Raw genomic sequence first — 17,119 nt, 5'->3', positions numbered from 1 at the left:
AAAACGCAGCGAGCGTTTTATCAGGCATGGTGCTGGCTTATTAAGACTCCAGCGCCAGCGCGCGGTTTCTGAACTTAAGCGCCTGATACAGCCAAATCATCAGTACCAGTCCTACACACGCCAGTGCGCCCCAGGTAATTTGATCAAATACTTCAATATATGCATTGATGGAGTAGTTGATCGCCCCGGAAGCATCAAACGAAGCCTGCGATGTCTGATCGGCAATCACGCCCGCCAGATAGTTCGCAATCGCGCCGGAAAGCAGCATATAAATGCCGGTTAATACGCCGGTCACGCCGGGGATTTCAATGCGCGTAATCTGCGACATAGCAACCGGATCGATAAACAGTTCCGCAAAGCCCATCACCGCCAGGCCTAACACCATCAGTGGCAGAGAAGAGTGACCATACATTGCGGACCAGCGGGCGCTTAAGGTCAGAATGCAGAATCCGGCGCTCATCAGGCCAAGGCCAAGAGCAAATTTTCCCCAGATGCGCACGGTACGATTACCTGCGACGCTTTCTTTAACCACCCACGCCAGGAACACACCGCACAGCATAACTGCGAAGGCATTAATCGACTGGAACATAGCAGTCGGAACGGTATAACCAAACATATCGCGGTTAACGAAGCGGTCGATATAAAGGCTAATCGAGCTACCCCCCTGTTGTGCGAATGCCCAGAACAACATGCTGAAGAAGGTGAGGGTAACAATCAGCCCCAGCTCCTTACGCTGTTTTTGGTTTTCTGCTTTGCGATAAATTTTTGCCAGAACCCCAAGGCCAATGATCGTCGCGACAATCAAGGCGTATACCGACCACTCTTTCCAGAACAACACGGTAATCAGCGCAGGCGTTGCCACCAGCAGAACCAGTAGCCATCCCCAGTTGGGCAGGAGAAAGTTTGTCGCACGCAGTACCTTTTTGTTAACGCCGCGGGTATGTGTGAAATGACGATTGCCACATAAGAAAATGACCAGACCCGCGATCATACCCACCGCCGCCAGGCCAAAGCCCATCGCCCAACTGTACTCTTCCTGGGCGAAACCACAGGCGATAGGTGCGATAATAGACCCCACGTTACCCGCCGCATACATCAGCGAGAAACCGCCATCACGACGTGGATCGGTTGGCTCATACAGCTCGCCGAGCAGGCAACTGACGTTGGATTTAAACAGACCATAGCCGCAGACGATAATCGCCAGGGACAGATAGAGGAATGACGGATGGATCTCACTGGCACCCAGCACCACATGACCGATCGCCATCAACAACGCCCCCAGCATCACCGCCATGCGATTGCCGAGAACTTTATCCGCCAAAAAGCCACCGAGGATTGGCGTGACATATACCAGCGAACAGTAGGCGCTAAATAACTCGTAGGCGTGATTATCGCTATATTTTAGTTGATTGGTGAGATAGAGGATCAGCAGGGCACGCATGCCGTAAAAGCTAAAATATTCCCAGATTTGCAGCGCAACGACATAGTAAATAGCGCGCGGTTGTGATGCGTGTTTATTCATAATAATTCCACAATTGACTGCAACGTCACGTAATAGTTGCGCGGCGTGCTTGTGTTTCCTTAAAGTTAAAACTTTGATACAGATCTGATTATTTATGCAATATGCTGTCTGATTGCATAAATATACATTAGCTGAAGCGTGATGATATAAACAATTTGCGTCTTTTGGCGTCGGGTTTGTTTCTTAATATGTCAAAAGATTGGCTATCGACGAACAGGCGAGGTAACGCTATGTTAACGGTGTAGCTATCAGAATACGGAAGGCGCGAAGATGAAAAACACCGAACTGGAACAACTGATTAACGAAAAACTGAACAGCGCGGCGATTAGTGATTACGCGCCGAATGGTTTGCAGGTGGAAGGCAAAGAGACGGTGCAAAAAATCGTTACCGGTGTTACCGCCAGCCAGGCACTGCTTGATGAAGCGGTACGCCTGGAGGTCGACGCGGTCATCGTGCATCACGGTTATTTCTGGAAAGGTGAATCTCCGGTGATTCGCGGCATGAAACGCCGTCGTTTAAAAACCTTGCTGGCTAACGATATCAACCTGTATGGCTGGCATCTGCCGCTGGATTCCCATCCTGAACTGGGCAATAACGCACAACTGGCAGCATTACTTGGCATCACCGTCATGGGCGAAATTGAGCCGTTGGTGCCGTGGGGCGAACTGACCATGCCTGTGCCGGGACTGGAACTGGCCTCCTGGATTGAAGCGCGTCTGGGACGTAAGCCGTTATGGTGTGGCGATACCGGGTCTGAGCTGGTTCAGCGCGTCGCCTGGTGCACGGGAGGCGGGCAAAGTTTTATCGATAGCGCCGCGCGTTTTGGCGTGGATGCTTTTATTACTGGCGAAGTTTCTGAACAGACCATTCATTCAGCCCGCGAGCAGGGATTGCATTTTTATGCTGCGGGTCACCATGCCACTGAACGCGGTGGTATTCGCGCATTGAGCGAGTGGCTGAATGAAAATACCGATCTTGATGTGACCTTTATTGATATTCCTAATCCTGCATAACGAATAATCAGAGGGATCGAAAGTGCAACGAGCGCGTTGTTATCTGATAGGTGAAACGGCGGTAGTACTGGAACTGGAACCGCCGGTGACGCTGGCCAGCCAGAAACGGATCTGGCGACTGGCACAGCGTCTGGTGGATATGCCGAATGTGGTTGAAGCCATTCCTAGCATGAACAATATCACAGTGATTTTGCGTAATCCTGAGTCGCTGGCGCTGGATGCCATAGAGCGTTTGCAACGCTGGTGGGAGGAGAGTGAGGCGCTGGAGCCGGAGTCTCGCTTTATTGAAATTCCGGTGGTTTACGGTGGCGCAGCCGGACCGGATTTGGCGGTGGTCGCGGCGCATTGTGGATTGAGCGAAAAACAGGTTGTTGAATTGCACTCCTCCGTGGAATACGTGGTCTGGTTTTTAGGTTTTCAACCGGGCTTCCCGTATCTCGGGAGTTTGCCGGAACAACTACACACGCCACGGCGCGCTGAACCGCGCTTGCACGTTCCGGCAGGTTCTGTCGGGATCGGCGGGCCGCAGACCGGTGTTTATCCGCTGGCAACGCCGGGTGGCTGGCAGTTGATTGGTCATACCTCACTCAGCCTGTTTGATCCGGAGCGTGACGAACCCATCTTATTACGTCCGGGAGACAGCGTGCGCTTTGTACCCCAGAAGGAGGGAGTATGCTGAAGATTATTCGTGCGGGCATGTATACCACTGTGCAGGATGGCGGTCGTCACGGTTTTCGCCAGTCGGGTATCAGCCACTGTGGCGCACTGGATATGCCTGCGCTACGTATTGCTAACCTGCTGGTGGGCAATGATGCCAACGCGCCCGCACTTGAGATCACGCTCGGTCAGTTAACGGTTGAATTTGAAAGCGATGGTTGGTTTGCCCTGACTGGCGCAGGCTGTGAAGCACGGCTGGATGATAATGCCGTCTGGACCGGCTGGCGATTGCCAATGAGAGCAGGCCAGCGTTTAACGCTTAAACGCCCGCAGCACGGGATGCGCAGTTATCTGGCGGTCGCGGGTGGTATTGATGTTCCGCCGGTAATGGGATCATGCAGCACCGATCTCAAGGTGGGGATTGGCGGGCTGGAAGGCCGTTTACTGAGGGATGGTGACCGACTCCCGATTGGCAAAGCGAAGCGTGATTTTATGGAAGCGCAGGGCGTTAAACAGCTGCTGTGGGGCAACCGCATTCGCGCCTTGCCGGGGCCGGAATATCATGAGTTCGATCGCGCCTCGCAGGATGCATTCTGGCGTTCGCCCTGGCAGCTTAGCTCGCAAAGTAACCGGATGGGCTATCGCTTACAGGGGCAAATTTTAAAACGCACCACCGATCGCGAACTGTTATCTCACGGTTTGTTACCAGGTGTGGTGCAGGTGCCGCATAACGGGCAGCCCATTGTGTTGATGAACGATGCGCAAACCACCGGTGGTTACCCGCGTATTGCCTGTATCATTGAGGCTGATATGTACCATCTGGCGCAAATTCCGCTCGGTCAGCCGATTCATTTTGTCCAGTGTTCACTGGAAGAGGCACTGAAAGCACGGCAAGATCAACAACGTTATTTCGAACAATTAGCATGGCGGCTGCACAATGAAAATTGACCTGAACGCCGATCTGGGCGAAGGCTGCGCCAGCGACGCAGAGCTATTAACGCTGGTTTCCTCTGCCAATATTGCCTGTGGATTTCATGCAGGCGATGCGCAAACCATGCAGGCTTGCGTGCGTGAAGCAATAAAAAACGGTGTCGCGATTGGCGCGCACCCGAGTTTTCCCGACAGGGAAAATTTTGGTCGCAGCGCCATGCAGCTGCCGCCAGAAACTGTTTTCGCCCAGACGCTGTATCAAATTGGCGCGCTGGCAGCGATTACCCGTGCGCAAGGCGGCGTAATGTGTCATGTCAAACCGCACGGCATGTTATACAACCAGGCGGCGAAAGAGGCACAACTGGCAGACGCCATCGCCAGAGCGGTATACGCTTGCGATCCGGCATTGATTCTCGTCGGGCTGGCAGGAAGCGAGCTGATTCGTGCAGGCGAACGATATGGCCTGGTAACGCGCGAGGAAGTGTTTGCCGATCGTGGTTATCAGGCAGACGGTTCGCTGGTGCCGCGAAGCCAGCCAGGCGCGTTGATTGAAAACGAAGAACAGGCGCTGGCGCAAACGTTGGAGATGGTGCAACACGGCAGAGTCAAAAGTATCACCGGCGAATGGGCAATGGTCACGGCGCAAACGGTCTGCCTACATGGCGATGGCGAGCACGCACTGGCGTTCGCCCGCCGATTACGAGCTACATTTGCTGAAAAGGGGATTGTTGTCGCAGCATAACCCCGCTTAATAAAGAATGAAAAAAGGATATCACCATGCCTGAAGGCCCGGAGATCCGCCGTGCAGCGGATAACCTGGAGGCGGCGATCAAAGGCAAACCACTAACTGATGTCTGGTTTGCCTTCCCGCAGTTAAAATCTTATCAATCACGACTTATCGGTCAATACGTTACCCATGTGGAAACGCGTGGTAAGGCGTTGTTAACTCATTTTTCCAACGACTTAACGCTCTACAGCCATAATCAGCTTTACGGCGTCTGGCGCGTGGTTGATACCGGCGAAGAGCCGCAGACCACGCGAGTACTGCGGGTAAAACTGCAAACGGCTGACAAAACCATTCTGCTTTATAGCGCCTCGGATATTGAGATGTTGACTCCGGAACAACTGACCACGCATCCGTTTTTACAACGCGTTGGTCCCGATGTGCTGGATCCGAATCTGACGCCGGAGGTGGTAAAGGAACGATTATTGTCGCCGCGCTTTCGTAACCGCCAGTTTGCTGGATTACTGCTCGATCAGGCGTTTCTGGCAGGACTTGGCAATTATTTGCGGGTGGAGATCCTCTGGCAGGTTGGGTTGACCGGAAATCATAAAGCGAAAGATCTCAATGCGGCGCAACTGGATGCACTCGCACACGCGTTACTGGATATTCCGCGACTTTCTTACGCTACGCGGGGGCAGGTGGATGAAAACAAATATCATGGGGCGCTGTTTCGCTTTAAGGTTTTTCATCGTGATGGCGAACCTTGCGAACGCTGTGGCGGCATCATTGAGAAAACCACGCTGTCATCGCGCCCGTTTTACTGGTGCCCAGGCTGCCAGCACTAGGCCGAACGCTTCGGCGCATAGGTTGAAATAAACCGTGCGATGGCAGGCCCCGTCAGCAAAATACTGAACAGGCGCAGAGTTTGCATCGCCATGATGAGCGCCATATCGGCATTGCTCCCTGCGGCGATGACCGCCACGGTATCAAGCCCGCCGGGGCTGGTGGCGAGGTAGGCGGTCATAAAATCAATATGCATAAACCGGGTCAGCCCCCACGCCATACCCGCACAAATAGCCAGCAGAGCAAAAATCGACAGCAGGATTTGTGGCAGTGGGCGCAATGCCCGCAGTAATATTTGCTTATCGAAACCAAGACCAATCCGCCAGCCAATTGCCATATATGCCATCGCCAGCAGCCATTCCGGGAGTTCAATCGTGATGAGCTGACCAGACTGGAGCACTGCGCCCGCCAGCATCGGGATGAGCATCGTGCCGGAAGGAAGACGTAGCAAGCATCCCGCCGTACCGGCAACGACCGCGAGCAAAATCGTAAGCAGGAGATTAATGCTCACTGGCGGGAACCAGACGATCTGCTGGTTAACCGCTTCAGCGTTATCGCCCAGCATCATGCGGGTGACCAGAACAGCGGCCCCCGCGACGAACAGCACTCGCAGATATTGCATAAACGCCACCAGGCGAATATCTGCGCCGTAATCTTGCGCCATAGCGACCATTGCCGCCGCGCCGCCAGGAGAAGAACCCCAGGCCCCGGTATTTCCAGGCAGTGAGCTATAGCGCACCAATAACCAACCCACGATGGCGCTGGAAAGCAGCGTCACCAGTAAAATCGCAAGCACGATCGGCCAGTTGACGGCCAGCGTGGTGAGAATCGAACCAGTGAGGTTTTGTGCAATCATGCAGCCAAGAATGGCTTGGGCAGCGAGAAAAGCGGAGCGGGGAAGTTGCAGAGTGACTCCGCGCATACTGAAGATGATCCCGGCGATCATCGGGCCAAGCAGGAGTGCCGCCGGGAGATGTAAAGCGAGGAAGCCAATAGAAAGGAGAAGTGACAGAACACATAACATTCCCCACTGCAATACAGGCATTCTTCGCTTCCTCATTATTTTATCTTTGGTGTATCGATACAGCATAAAGAAAGCTGGGTCTGGAAAAAATAACGGTAATCAAGGAAAAGGGGAAAATCAGCAATAATCTGAATACGTTGCCCTTTCCGGCTGAAAAGGGCGTCGTGTTAAATCAGTTATAGTTAATCTTAAAAAGTACCACTGTATCGAAGGGACCCACCGCGATGGGAGTGCCAGGTGTGGACGATAATTCAGCCGTATAGGTTTTTTCGTAGATCAGCATATCACTGGTGAAATCGGCGTATTAAGCATATTTATTGAATGTATAAGGCGAGGCGTTTTCATCCAGTATACGTAGCTTCAGACCATTACCAATCAACAATGCTTTATCTTCTTCAACCAACGTTTTTTCGGTATAAAACGAGGAGCTGACCTTAAATCCGTCGGTACACTGGTCATTTTGCGATTTTGTTGTCTTGATACTGAATGTTTTCGACATTGTGTGGCGGCGAATATCCAGTAAGTTAAATTTACCCAAATCAATCACCAGTGTTTCCGGTGAAATATTTTTTCACCATTATTAATGGGTATTTGCATCTGGTTTAATTTTTACAATTTTTTATGTTCAGCCATATAAAAAGAACCCGCTCTATTAAAGGCGGGTCCGGAAAGTGAACGGCTTAGCAATCAACCATTAACGCTTGATATCGCTTTTAAAGTCGCGTTTTTCATATCCTGTATACAGCTGACGCGGACGGGCAATCTTCATACCGTCACTGTGCATTTCGCTCCAGTGGGCGATCCAGCCAACCGTACGTGCCATAGCGAAGATCACGGTGAACATAGAAGACGGAATACCCATCGCTTTCAGGATGATACCAGAGTAGAAATCGACGTTCGGGTACAGTTTTTTCTCGATAAAGTACGGGTCGTTCAGCGCGATGTTTTCCAGCTCCATAGCCACTTCCAGCAGGTCATCTTTGGTGCCCAGCTCTTTCAGCACTTCATGGCAGGTTTCACGCATTACGGTGGCGCGCGGGTCGTAGTTTTTGTACACGCGATGACCGAAGCCCATCAGGCGGAAAGAATCATTTTTGTCTTTCGCACGACGAACAAATTCCGGAATGTGTTTAACGGAGCTGATTTCTTCCAGCATTTTCAGCGCCGCTTCGTTAGCACCACCGTGCGCAGGTCCCCACAGTGAAGCAATACCTGCTGCGATACAGGCAAACGGGTTCGCACCCGAAGAGCCAGCGGTACGCACGGTGGAGGTGGAGGCGTTCTGTTCATGGTCAGCGTGCAGGATCAGAATACGGTCCATAGCACGTTCCAGAATCGGATTAACTTCATACGGTTCGCACGGCGTGGAGAACATCATATTCAGGAAGTTACCGGCGTAGGAGAGATCGTTGCGCGGGTAAACAAATGGCTGACCAATGGAATACTTGTAACACATCGCGGCCATGGTCGGCATTTTTGACAGCAGGCGGAACGCGGCAATTTCACGATGACGAGGATTGTTAACATCCAGCGAGTCGTGATAGAACGCTGCCAGCGCGCCGGTAATACCACACATGACTGCCATTGGATGCGAGTCGCGACGGAAAGCATGGAACAGACGGGTAATCTGCTCGTGGATCATGGTATGACGGGTCACCGTAGTTTTAAATTCGTCATACTGTTCCTGAGTCGGTTTTTCACCATTCAGCAGGATGTAACAAACTTCCAGGTAGTTAGAATCGGTCGCCAGCTGATCGATCGGGAAACCGCGGTGCAGCAAAATACCTTCATCACCATCAATAAAAGTAATTTTAGATTCGCAGGATGCGGTTGAAGTGAAGCCTGGGTCAAAGGTGAACACACCTTTTGAACCGAGAGTACGGATATCAATAACATCTTGACCCAGCGTGCCTTTCAGCACATCCAGTTCAACAGCTGTGTCCCCGTTGAGGGTGAGTTTTGCTTTTGTATCAGCCATTTAAGGTCTCCTTAGCGCCTTATTGCGTAAGACTGCCGGAACTTAAATTTGCCTTCGCACATCAACCTGGCTTTACCCGTTTGTTATTTGGCTCGCCGCTCTGTGAAAGAGGGGAAAACCTGGGTACAGAGCTCTGGGCGCTTGCAGGTAAAGGATCTATTGATGACGAATAAATGGCGAATCAAGTACTTAGCAATCCGAATTATTAAACTTGTCTACCACTAATAACTGTCCCGAATGAATTGGTCAATACTTCCACACTGTTACATAAGTTAATCTTAGGTGAAATACCGACTTCATAACTTTTACGCATTATATGCTTTTCCTGGTAATGTTTGTAACAACTTTGTTGAATGATTGTCAAATTAGATGATTAAAAATTAAATAAATGTTGTTATCGTGACGCAGATCACTGTTCGGGATAAAACCCGACAAACTATATGTAGGTTAATTGTAATGATTTTGTGAACAGCCTATACTGCCGCCAGGTCTCCGGAACACCCTGCAATCCCGAGCCACCCAGCGTTGTAACGTGTCGTTTTCGCATCTGGAAGCAGTGTTTTGCATGACGCGCAGTTATAGAAAGGACGCTGTCTGACCCGCAAGCAGACCGGAGGAAGGAAATCCCGACGTCTCCTGGTAACAGAAAGTTAACCTCTGTGCCCGTAGTCCCCTGGGAATAATAAGAACAGCATGTGGGCGTTATTCATGATAAGAAATGTGAAAAAACAAAGACCTGTTAATCTGGACCTACAGACCATCCGGTTCCCCGTCACGGCGATAGCGTCCATTCTCCATCGCGTTTCCGGTGTGATCACCTTTGTTGCAGTGGGCATCCTGCTGTGGCTTCTGGGTACCAGCCTCTCTTCCCCTGAAGGTTTCGAGCAAGCTTCCGCGATTATGGGCAGCTTCTTCGTCAAATTTATCATGTGGGGCATCCTTACCGCTCTGGCATATCACGTCGTCGTAGGTATTCGCCACATGATGATGGATTTTGGCTATCTGGAAGAAACATTCGAAGCGGGTAAACGCTCCGCCAAAATCTCCTTTGTTATTACTGTCGTGCTTTCACTTCTCGCAGGAGTCCTCGTATGGTAAGCAACGCCTCCGCATTAGGACGCAATGGCGTACATGATTTCATCCTCGTTCGTGCTACCGCTATCGTCCTGACGCTCTACATCATTTATATGGTCGGTTTTTTCGCTACCAGTGGCGAACTGACATATGAAGTCTGGATTGGTTTCTTCGCCTCTGCGTTCACCAAAGTGTTCACCCTGCTGGCGCTGTTTTCTATCTTGATCCATGCCTGGATCGGCATGTGGCAGGTGTTGACCGACTACGTTAAACCGCTGGCCTTGCGCCTGATGCTGCAACTGGTGATTGTCGTTGCACTGGTGGTTTACGTGATTTATGGATTCGTTGTGGTGTGGGGTGTGTGATGAAATTGCCAGTCAGAGAATTTGATGCAGTTGTGATTGGTGCTGGCGGCGCAGGTATGCGCGCGGCGCTGCAAATTTCCCAGAGTGGCCAGACCTGTGCGCTGCTCTCTAAAGTCTTCCCGACCCGTTCCCATACCGTTTCTGCGCAAGGTGGTATTACCGTTGCGCTGGGTAATACCCATGAAGATAACTGGGAATGGCATATGTACGACACCGTAAAAGGGTCGGACTATATCGGTGACCAGGACGCGATTGAATATATGTGTAAAACCGGGCCGGAAGCGATTCTGGAACTGGAACATATGGGCCTGCCGTTCTCGCGTCTTGATGATGGTCGTATCTATCAACGTCCGTTTGGCGGTCAGTCGAAAAACTTCGGCGGCGAGCAGGCGGCACGTACTGCGGCGGCTGCCGACCGTACCGGTCACGCACTGTTGCACACGCTTTATCAGCAGAACCTGAAAAACCACACCACCATTTTCTCCGAGTGGTATGCGCTGGATCTGGTGAAAAACCAGGATGGCGCAGTGGTCGGTTGTACCGCACTGTGCATCGAAACTGGTGAAGTGGTTTACTTTAAAGCTCGCGCGACAGTGCTGGCGACTGGCGGGGCAGGGCGTATTTATCAGTCCACCACCAACGCCCACATTAACACTGGCGACGGTGTCGGCATGGCTATCCGTGCAGGCGTACCGGTACAGGATATGGAAATGTGGCAGTTCCACCCGACCGGTATTGCCGGTGCGGGCGTACTGGTCACCGAAGGTTGCCGTGGTGAAGGCGGTTATCTGCTGAACAAACATGGCGAACGCTTTATGGAACGTTATGCGCCGAACGCCAAAGACCTGGCGGGCCGTGACGTGGTGGCGCGTTCCATCATGATCGAAATCCGTGAAGGTCGCGGTTGTGATGGTCCGTGGGGGCCACACGCAAAACTGAAACTTGACCATCTGGGGAAAGAAGTTCTCGAATCCCGTCTGCCGGGTATTCTGGAACTCTCCCGTACCTTCGCTCACGTCGATCCGGTGAAAGAGCCGATTCCGGTTATCCCAACCTGTCACTACATGATGGGCGGTATTCCGACCAAAGTGACCGGTCAGGCGCTGACTGTGAATGAGAAAGGCGAAGATGTGGTTGTTCCGGGGCTGTTTGCCGTTGGTGAAATCGCTTGTGTATCGGTACATGGCGCTAACCGTCTGGGCGGCAACTCGCTGCTGGACCTGGTCGTATTTGGTCGTGCGGCAGGTCTACATCTGCAAGAGTCTATCGCCGAGCAGGGCGCACTGCGCGATGCCAGCGAGTCTGATGTAGAAGCGTCTCTGGATCGCCTGAACCGCTGGAACAATAACCGTAACGGTGAAGATCCGGTGGCGATCCGTAAAGCACTGCAAGAATGTATGCAGCATAACTTCTCGGTCTTCCGTGAAGGTGATGCGATGGCGAAAGGGCTTGAGCAGTTGAAAGTTATCCGCGAGCGTCTGAAAAATGCCCGTCTGGATGACACTTCCAGCGAGTTCAACACCCAGCGCGTTGAGTGCCTGGAACTGGATAACCTGATGGAAACGGCGTATGCAACGGCTGTTTCTGCCAACTTCCGCACCGAAAGCCGTGGCGCGCATAGCCGCTTCGACTTCCCGGATCGTGATGATGAAAACTGGCTGTGCCACTCCCTGTATCTGCCAGAGTCGGAATCCATGACGCGCCGAAGCGTCAACATGGAACCGAAACTGCGCCCGGCATTCCCGCCGAAGATTCGTACTTACTAATGCGGAGACAGGAAAATGAGACTCGAGTTTTCAATTTATCGCTATAACCCGGATGTTGATGATGCTCCGCGTATGCAGGATTACACCCTGGAAGCGGAAGAAGGTCGTGACATGATGCTGCTGGATGCGCTTATCCAGCTGAAAGAGAAAGATCCCAGCCTGTCGTTCCGCCGCTCCTGCCGTGAAGGTGTGTGCGGTTCCGACGGTCTGAACATGAACGGTAAGAATGGTCTGGCCTGTATTACTCCGATTTCGGCACTCAACCAGCCGGGCAAGAAGATTGTGATTCGCCCGCTGCCAGGTTTACCGGTGATCCGCGATTTGGTGGTAGACATGGGACAATTCTATGCGCAATATGAGAAAATTAAGCCTTACCTGTTGAATAATGGACAAAATCCGCCAGCTCGCGAGCATTTACAGATGCCAGAGCAGCGCGAAAAACTCGACGGGTTGTATGAATGTATTCTCTGCGCATGTTGTTCAACCTCTTGTCCGTCTTTCTGGTGGAATCCCGATAAGTTTATCGGCCCGGCAGGCTTGTTAGCGGCATATCGTTTCCTGATCGATAGCCGTGATACCGAGACTGACAGCCGCCTCGACGGTTTGAGCGATGCATTCAGTGTATTCCGCTGTCACAGCATCATGAACTGCGTCAGTGTATGTCCGAAGGGGCTGAACCCGACGCGCGCCATCGGCCATATCAAGTCGATGTTGTTGCAACGTAATGCGTAAACCCAGGCCTGATAAGACGCGCAAGCGTCGCATCAGGCAACCAGTGCCGGATGCGGCGTGAACGCCTTATCCGGCCTACAAAAGAAATGCAGAAACCGTAGGCCTGATAAGACGCACAAGCGTCGCATCAGGCAACCAGTGCCGGATGCGGCGTGAACGCCTTATCCGGCCTACAAAAGAAATGCAGAAACCGTAGGCCTGATAAGACGCGCAAGCGTCGCATCAGGCAAACAGCGCCGGATGCGGCGTGAATGCCTTATCCGGCCTACAAAAGAAATGCAGGAAATCTTTAAAAACTGCCCCTGACACTAAGACAGTTTTTAAAGGTTCCTTAGCGGACGCAGAAAACACGACAAGTCCGCAACAAGTGAACCCCGGCACGCACATCAGATATGAAATGTGCGTGGTAGTATCCACGGCGAAGTAAGCATAAAAAAGATGCTTAAGGGATCACGATGCAGAACAGCGCTTTGAAAGCCTGGTTGGACTCTTCTTACCTCTCTGGCGCAAACCAGAGCTGGATAGAACAGCTCTATGAAGACTTCTTAACCGATCCTGACTCGGTTGACGCTAACTGGCGTTCGACGTTCCAGCAGTTACCTGGTACGGGAGTCAAACCGGATCAATTCCACTCTCAAACGCGTGAATATTTCCGCCGCCTGGCGAAAGACGCTTCACGTTACTCTTCAACGATCTCCGACCCTGACACCAATGTGAAGCAGGTTAAAGTCCTGCAGCTCATTAACGCATACCGCTTCCGTGGTCACCAGCATGCGAATCTCGATCCGCTGGGACTGTGGCAGCAAGATAAAGTGGCCGATCTGGATCCGTCTTTCCACGATCTGACCGAAGCAGACTTCCAGGAGACCTTCAACGTCGGTTCATTTGCCAGCGGCAAAGAAACCATGAAACTCGGCGAACTGCTGGAAGCACTCAAGCAAACCTACTGCGGCCCGATTGGTGCCGAGTATATGCACATTACCAGCACTGAAGAAAAACGCTGGATCCAACAGCGTATTGAGTCTGGTCGCGCGACTTTCAATAGCGAAGAGAAAAAACGCTTCTTAAGCGAACTGACCGCCGCTGAAGGCCTTGAACGTTACCTCGGCGCAAAATTCCCTGGCGCAAAACGCTTCTCGCTGGAAGGCGGTGACGCGTTAATCCCGATGCTTAAAGAGATGATCCGCCACGCTGGCAACAGCGGCACCCGCGAAGTGGTTCTCGGAATGGCGCACCGTGGTCGTCTGAACGTGCTGGTGAACGTGCTGGGTAAAAAACCGCAAGACTTGTTCGACGAGTTTGCCGGTAAACATAAAGAACACCTCGGCACGGGCGACGTGAAATACCACATGGGCTTCTCGTCTGACTTCCAGACCGATGGCGGCCTGGTTCACCTGGCGCTGGCGTTTAACCCGTCTCACCTTGAGATTGTAAGCCCGGTCGTTATCGGTTCTGTTCGTGCCCGTCTGGACAGACTTGATGAGCCGAGCAGCAACAAAGTGCTGCCAATCACCATTCATGGTGACGCCGCAGTGACCGGGCAGGGCGTAGTTCAGGAAACCCTGAACATGTCGAAAGCGCGTGGTTATGAAGTTGGCGGTACGGTACGTATCGTTATCAACAACCAGGTTGGCTTCACCACCTCTAACCCGCTGGATGCCCGTTCTACGCCGTACTGTACTGATATCGGCAAGATGGTACAGGCACCGATTTTCCACGTTAATGCGGATGATCCGGAAGCCGTTGCCTTTGTGACCCGTCTGGCGCTCGATTTCCGTAACACCTTTAAACGTGATGTCTTCATCGATCTGGTGTGCTACCGCCGTCACGGCCACAACGAAGCCGACGAGCCGAGCGCAACCCAGCCGCTGATGTATCAGAAAATCAAAAAACATCCGACGCCGCGCAAAATCTACGCTGACAAGCTGGAGCAGGAAAAAGTCGCGACGCTGGAAGATGCCACCGAGATGGTTAACCTGTACCGCGATGCGCTGGATGCTGGCGATTGCGTTGTAGCAGAGTGGCGTCCGATGAACATGCACTCTTTCACCTGGTCGCCGTACCTCAACCACGAATGGGACGAAGAGTACCCGAACAAAGTTGAGATGAAGCGCCTGCAGGAACTGGCTAAACGCATCAGCACGGTGCCGGAAGCGGTTGAAATGCAGTCTCGCGTTGCCAAGATTTATGGCGATCGCCAGGCAATGGCTGCCGGTGAGAAACTGTTCGACTGGGGCGGCGCGGAAAACCTCGCTTACGCCACGCTGGTTGACGAAGGCATTCCGGTTCGCCTGTCGGGTGAAGACTCCGGTCGCGGTACCTTCTTCCACCGCCACGCGGTGATCCACAACCAGTCTAACGGTTCCACTTACACGCCGCTGCAACATATCCATAACGGCCAGGGCGCGTTCCGCGTCTGGGACTCTGTACTGTCTGAAGAAGCCGTACTGGCGTTTGAATACGGTTATGCCACCGCAGAACCACGTACCCTGACCATCTGGGAAGCACAGTTCGGTGACTTCGCCAACGGTGCACAGGTGGTTATCGACCAGTTCATCTCCTCTGGCGAACAGAAATGGGGCCGGATGTGTGGCCTGGTGATGTTGCTGCCGCACGGTTACGAAGGGCAGGGGCCGGAGCACTCCTCCGCGCGTCTGGAACGTTATCTGCAACTTTGCGCTGAGCAAAACATGCAGGTTTGCGTACCTTCTACCCCGGCACAGGTTTACCACATGCTGCGTCGTCAGGCGTTGCGCGGGATGCGTCGTCCACTGGTCGTGATGTCGCCGAAATCCCTGCTGCGTCATCCGCTGGCGGTATCCAGCCTCGAAGAACTGGCGAACGGCACCTTCCTGCCAGCCATCGGTGAAATCGACGAGCTTGATCCGAAGGGCGTGAAGCGCGTAGTGATGTGTTCTGGTAAGGTTTATTACGACCTGCTGGAACAACGTCGTAAGAACAATCAACACGATGTCGCCATTGTGCGTATCGAGCAACTCTACCCGTTCCCGCATAAAGCGATGCAGGAAGTGTTGCAGCAGTTTGCTCACGTCAAGGATTTTGTCTGGTGCCAGGAAGAGCCGCTCAACCAGGGCGCATGGTACTGCAGCCAGCATCATTTCCGTGAAGTGATTCCGTTTGGGGCTTCTCTGCGTTATGCAGGCCGCCCAGCCTCCGCCTCTCCGGCGGTAGGGTATATGTCCGTTCACCAGAAACAGCAACAAGATCTGGTTAATGACGCGCTGAACGTCGAATAAATAAAGGATACACAATGAGTAGCGTAGATATTCTGGTCCCTGACCTGCCTGAATCCGTAGCCGATGCCACCGTCGCAACCTGGCATAAAAAACCCGGCGACGCAGTCGTACGTGATGAAGTGCTGGTAGAAATCGAAACTGACAAAGTGGTACTGGAAGTACCGGCATCAGCAGACGGCATTCTGGATGCGGTTCTGGAAGATGAAGGTACAACGGTAACGTCTCGTCAGATCCTTGGTCGCCTGCGTGAAGGCAACAGCGCGGGTAAAGAAACCAGCGCCAAATCTGAAGAGAAAGCGTCCACTCCGGCGCAACGCCAGCAGGCGTCTCTGGAAGAGCAAAACAACGATGCGTTAAGCCCGGCGATCCGTCGCCTGCTGGCTGAACATAACCTCGACGCCAGCGCCATTAAAGGCACGGGTGTGGGTGGTCGTCTGACCCGTGAAGATGTGGAAAAACATCTGGCGAAAGCCCCGGCGAAAGAGTCTGCTCCGGCAGCGGCTGCTCCGGCGGCGCAACCGGCCCTGGCTGCACGTAGCGAAAAACGTGTGCCGATGACCCGCCTGCGTAAGCGTGTGGCAGAGCGTCTGCTGGAAGCGAAAAACTCCACCGCCATGCTGACCACGTTCAACGAAGTCAACATGAAGCCGATTATGGATCTGCGTAAGCAGTACGGTGAAGCGTTTGAAAAACGCCACGGCATTCGTCTGGGCTTTATGTCCTTCTACGTGAAAGCGGTGGTTGAAGCCCTGAAACGTTACCCGGAAGTGAATGCGTCTATCGACGGCGATGATGTGGTCTACCACAACTATTTCGACGTCAGTATGGCGGTTTCTACGCCGCGCGGTCTGGTGACGCCGGTTCTGCGTGATGTCGATACCCTCGGCATGGCAGACATCGAGAAGAAAATCAAAGAGCTGGCTGTTAAAGGCCGTGACGGCAAGCTAACGGTTGAAGATCTGACCGGTGGTAACTTCACCATCACCAACGGTGGTGTGTTCGGTTCCCTGATGTCTACGCCTATCATCAACCCGCCGCAGAGCGCAATTCTGGGTATGCACGCTATCAAAGATCGTCCGATGGCAGTGAATGGTCAGGTTGAGATCCTGCCTATGATGTACCTGGCGCTGTCCTACGATCACCGTCTGATCGATGGTCGCGAATCCGTGGGCTTCCTGGTAACGATCAAAGAGTTGCTGGAAGATCCGACGCGTCTGCTGCTGGACGTTTAGT

Annotated in this window: 15 protein-coding genes and 1 pseudogene; 11 read left to right on the top strand and 5 right to left on the bottom strand. The window is 52.7% G+C overall.

Going from position 1 to position 17,119, the window contains the following annotated elements; genetic code table 11:
• Positions 1-40: 40 nt before the first annotated feature.
• Positions 41-1,522, bottom strand: a complete 1,482-nt coding sequence (gene dtpD / locus C4F37_RS02075; RefSeq protein WP_001032722.1) for a dipeptide permease DtpD — start codon at positions 1,520-1,522, stop codon at positions 41-43.
• A 270-nt stretch (positions 1,523-1,792) separates the two neighbouring features.
• Between dtpD and ybgI the strand changes: the two genes are divergently transcribed.
• Genes ybgI through nei form a run of 5 tightly spaced genes read left to right on the top strand, consistent with a single transcriptional unit; the run spans position 1,793 to position 5,692 of the window.
• Complete coding sequence (gene ybgI / locus C4F37_RS02070; RefSeq protein ID WP_001538469.1) at positions 1,793-2,536, top strand: radiation resistance protein YbgI; 744 nt, start codon at positions 1,793-1,795, stop codon at positions 2,534-2,536.
• A gap of 22 nt (positions 2,537-2,558) precedes the next feature.
• Positions 2,559-3,215: a 5-oxoprolinase subunit PxpB gene (gene pxpB / locus C4F37_RS02065; RefSeq protein WP_001188356.1), complete on the top strand. Its 657-nt coding sequence runs from the start codon at positions 2,559-2,561 to the stop codon at positions 3,213-3,215.
• Complete coding sequence (gene pxpC, locus C4F37_RS02060) at positions 3,209-4,141, top strand: 5-oxoprolinase subunit PxpC (RefSeq protein ID WP_000912709.1); 933 nt, start codon at positions 3,209-3,211, stop codon at positions 4,139-4,141. Before pxpB ends, pxpC begins: the two co-directional genes overlap by 7 nt.
• A complete protein-coding gene (gene pxpA, locus C4F37_RS02055) occupies positions 4,131-4,865 on the top strand; it encodes a 5-oxoprolinase subunit PxpA (RefSeq protein WP_000687121.1) in 735 nt (244 codons plus the stop codon). Before pxpC ends, pxpA begins: the two co-directional genes overlap by 11 nt.
• Positions 4,866-4,900: 35 nt before the next feature.
• Complete coding sequence (gene nei, locus C4F37_RS02050; protein WP_001538470.1) at positions 4,901-5,692, top strand: endonuclease VIII; 792 nt, start codon at positions 4,901-4,903, stop codon at positions 5,690-5,692.
• Here the strand turns inward: nei and C4F37_RS02045 are convergent.
• The 4 genes and pseudogenes from C4F37_RS02045 to C4F37_RS27275 all read right to left on the bottom strand — a co-directional run bounded on the left by C4F37_RS02045 (position 5,689) and on the right by C4F37_RS27275 (position 9,005).
• Positions 5,689-6,735 (bottom strand): AbrB family transcriptional regulator, encoded by a 1,047-nt coding sequence (locus tag C4F37_RS02045; RefSeq protein ID WP_001144719.1) that lies wholly within the window; start codon positions 6,733-6,735, stop codon positions 5,689-5,691. The genes nei and C4F37_RS02045 overlap by 4 nt on opposite strands.
• A 151-nt stretch (positions 6,736-6,886) precedes the next feature.
• A pseudogene (locus C4F37_RS02040) lies at positions 6,887-7,282 on the bottom strand (type 1 fimbrial protein); the annotation flags it as partial.
• A gap of 126 nt (positions 7,283-7,408) precedes the next feature.
• Positions 7,409-8,692 (bottom strand): citrate synthase, encoded by a 1,284-nt coding sequence (gltA, locus tag C4F37_RS02035; protein ID WP_000785834.1) that lies wholly within the window; start codon positions 8,690-8,692, stop codon positions 7,409-7,411.
• A gap of 205 nt (positions 8,693-8,897) precedes the next feature.
• Entirely contained in the window at positions 8,898-9,005 is a 108-nt protein-coding gene (locus C4F37_RS27275; protein WP_001305582.1) for a hypothetical protein, read from the bottom strand.
• 380 nt (positions 9,006-9,385) lie between these two features.
• On the opposite strand from C4F37_RS27275, the gene sdhC reads away from it, so the two are divergent.
• From sdhC to odhB, 6 genes are all read left to right on the top strand, one after another.
• Positions 9,386-9,790, top strand: a complete 405-nt coding sequence (sdhC, locus tag C4F37_RS02020) for a succinate dehydrogenase cytochrome b556 subunit (protein WP_000263355.1) — start codon at positions 9,386-9,388, stop codon at positions 9,788-9,790.
• Positions 9,784-10,131: a succinate dehydrogenase membrane anchor subunit gene (gene sdhD, locus C4F37_RS02015; RefSeq protein ID WP_000254365.1), complete on the top strand. Its 348-nt coding sequence runs from the start codon at positions 9,784-9,786 to the stop codon at positions 10,129-10,131. Before sdhC ends, sdhD begins: the two co-directional genes overlap by 7 nt.
• Positions 10,131-11,897 carry a succinate dehydrogenase flavoprotein subunit gene (gene sdhA, locus C4F37_RS02010; RefSeq protein ID WP_000775540.1) on the top strand — a complete coding sequence of 589 codons (1,767 nt, stop codon included), beginning with the start codon at positions 10,131-10,133 and terminating at the stop codon, positions 11,895-11,897. The genes sdhD and sdhA overlap by 1 nt, the downstream gene beginning before the upstream one ends.
• A 15-nt stretch (positions 11,898-11,912) precedes the next feature.
• Positions 11,913-12,629 (top strand): succinate dehydrogenase iron-sulfur subunit SdhB, encoded by a 717-nt coding sequence (gene sdhB / locus C4F37_RS02005; protein ID WP_001235263.1) that lies wholly within the window; start codon positions 11,913-11,915, stop codon positions 12,627-12,629.
• A 455-nt stretch (positions 12,630-13,084) separates the two neighbouring features.
• Positions 13,085-15,886 (top strand): 2-oxoglutarate dehydrogenase E1 component, encoded by a 2,802-nt coding sequence (sucA, locus tag C4F37_RS02000; protein ID WP_001181473.1) that lies wholly within the window; start codon positions 13,085-13,087, stop codon positions 15,884-15,886.
• Between the two features lie 14 nt (positions 15,887-15,900).
• Positions 15,901-17,118: a 2-oxoglutarate dehydrogenase complex dihydrolipoyllysine-residue succinyltransferase gene (odhB, locus tag C4F37_RS01995; protein WP_000099823.1), complete on the top strand. Its 1,218-nt coding sequence runs from the start codon at positions 15,901-15,903 to the stop codon at positions 17,116-17,118.
• Position 17,119 lies beyond the last annotated feature (1 nt).

The organism is Escherichia sp. R1 (genome assembly GCF_003000935.1).
GTDB classification, from domain to species: Bacteria; Pseudomonadota; Gammaproteobacteria; order Enterobacterales; family Enterobacteriaceae; genus Escherichia; species Escherichia coli.
The sequence above is the reverse complement of the archived record's forward strand: the minus strand, read 5'-3'. Positions and strand labels throughout refer to the sequence as shown.

Coding starts and splice junctions, on each gene's coding strand:
- dtpD (WP_001032722.1), bottom strand. CDS start 1,522: ATGAATAAACACGCATCACAACCGCGCGCTATTTACTATGTCGTTGCG.
- ybgI (WP_001538469.1), top strand. CDS start 1,793: ATGAAAAACACCGAACTGGAACAACTGATTAACGAAAAACTGAACAGC.
- pxpC (WP_000912709.1), top strand. CDS start 3,209: ATGCTGAAGATTATTCGTGCGGGCATGTATACCACTGTGCAGGATGGC.
- pxpA (WP_000687121.1), top strand. CDS start 4,131: ATGAAAATTGACCTGAACGCCGATCTGGGCGAAGGCTGCGCCAGCGAC.
- nei (WP_001538470.1), top strand. CDS start 4,901: ATGCCTGAAGGCCCGGAGATCCGCCGTGCAGCGGATAACCTGGAGGCG.
- C4F37_RS02045 (WP_001144719.1), bottom strand. CDS start 6,735: ATGCCTGTATTGCAGTGGGGAATGTTATGTGTTCTGTCACTTCTCCTT.
- gltA (WP_000785834.1), bottom strand. CDS start 8,692: ATGGCTGATACAAAAGCAAAACTCACCCTCAACGGGGACACAGCTGTT.
- C4F37_RS27275 (WP_001305582.1), bottom strand. CDS start 9,005: ATGCGTAAAAGTTATGAAGTCGGTATTTCACCTAAGATTAACTTATGT.
- sdhC (WP_000263355.1), top strand. CDS start 9,386: ATGTGGGCGTTATTCATGATAAGAAATGTGAAAAAACAAAGACCTGTT.
- sdhD (WP_000254365.1), top strand. CDS start 9,784: ATGGTAAGCAACGCCTCCGCATTAGGACGCAATGGCGTACATGATTTC.
- sdhA (WP_000775540.1), top strand. CDS start 10,131: ATGAAATTGCCAGTCAGAGAATTTGATGCAGTTGTGATTGGTGCTGGC.
- sdhB (WP_001235263.1), top strand. CDS start 11,913: ATGAGACTCGAGTTTTCAATTTATCGCTATAACCCGGATGTTGATGAT.
- sucA (WP_001181473.1), top strand. CDS start 13,085: ATGCAGAACAGCGCTTTGAAAGCCTGGTTGGACTCTTCTTACCTCTCT.
- odhB (WP_000099823.1), top strand. CDS start 15,901: ATGAGTAGCGTAGATATTCTGGTCCCTGACCTGCCTGAATCCGTAGCC.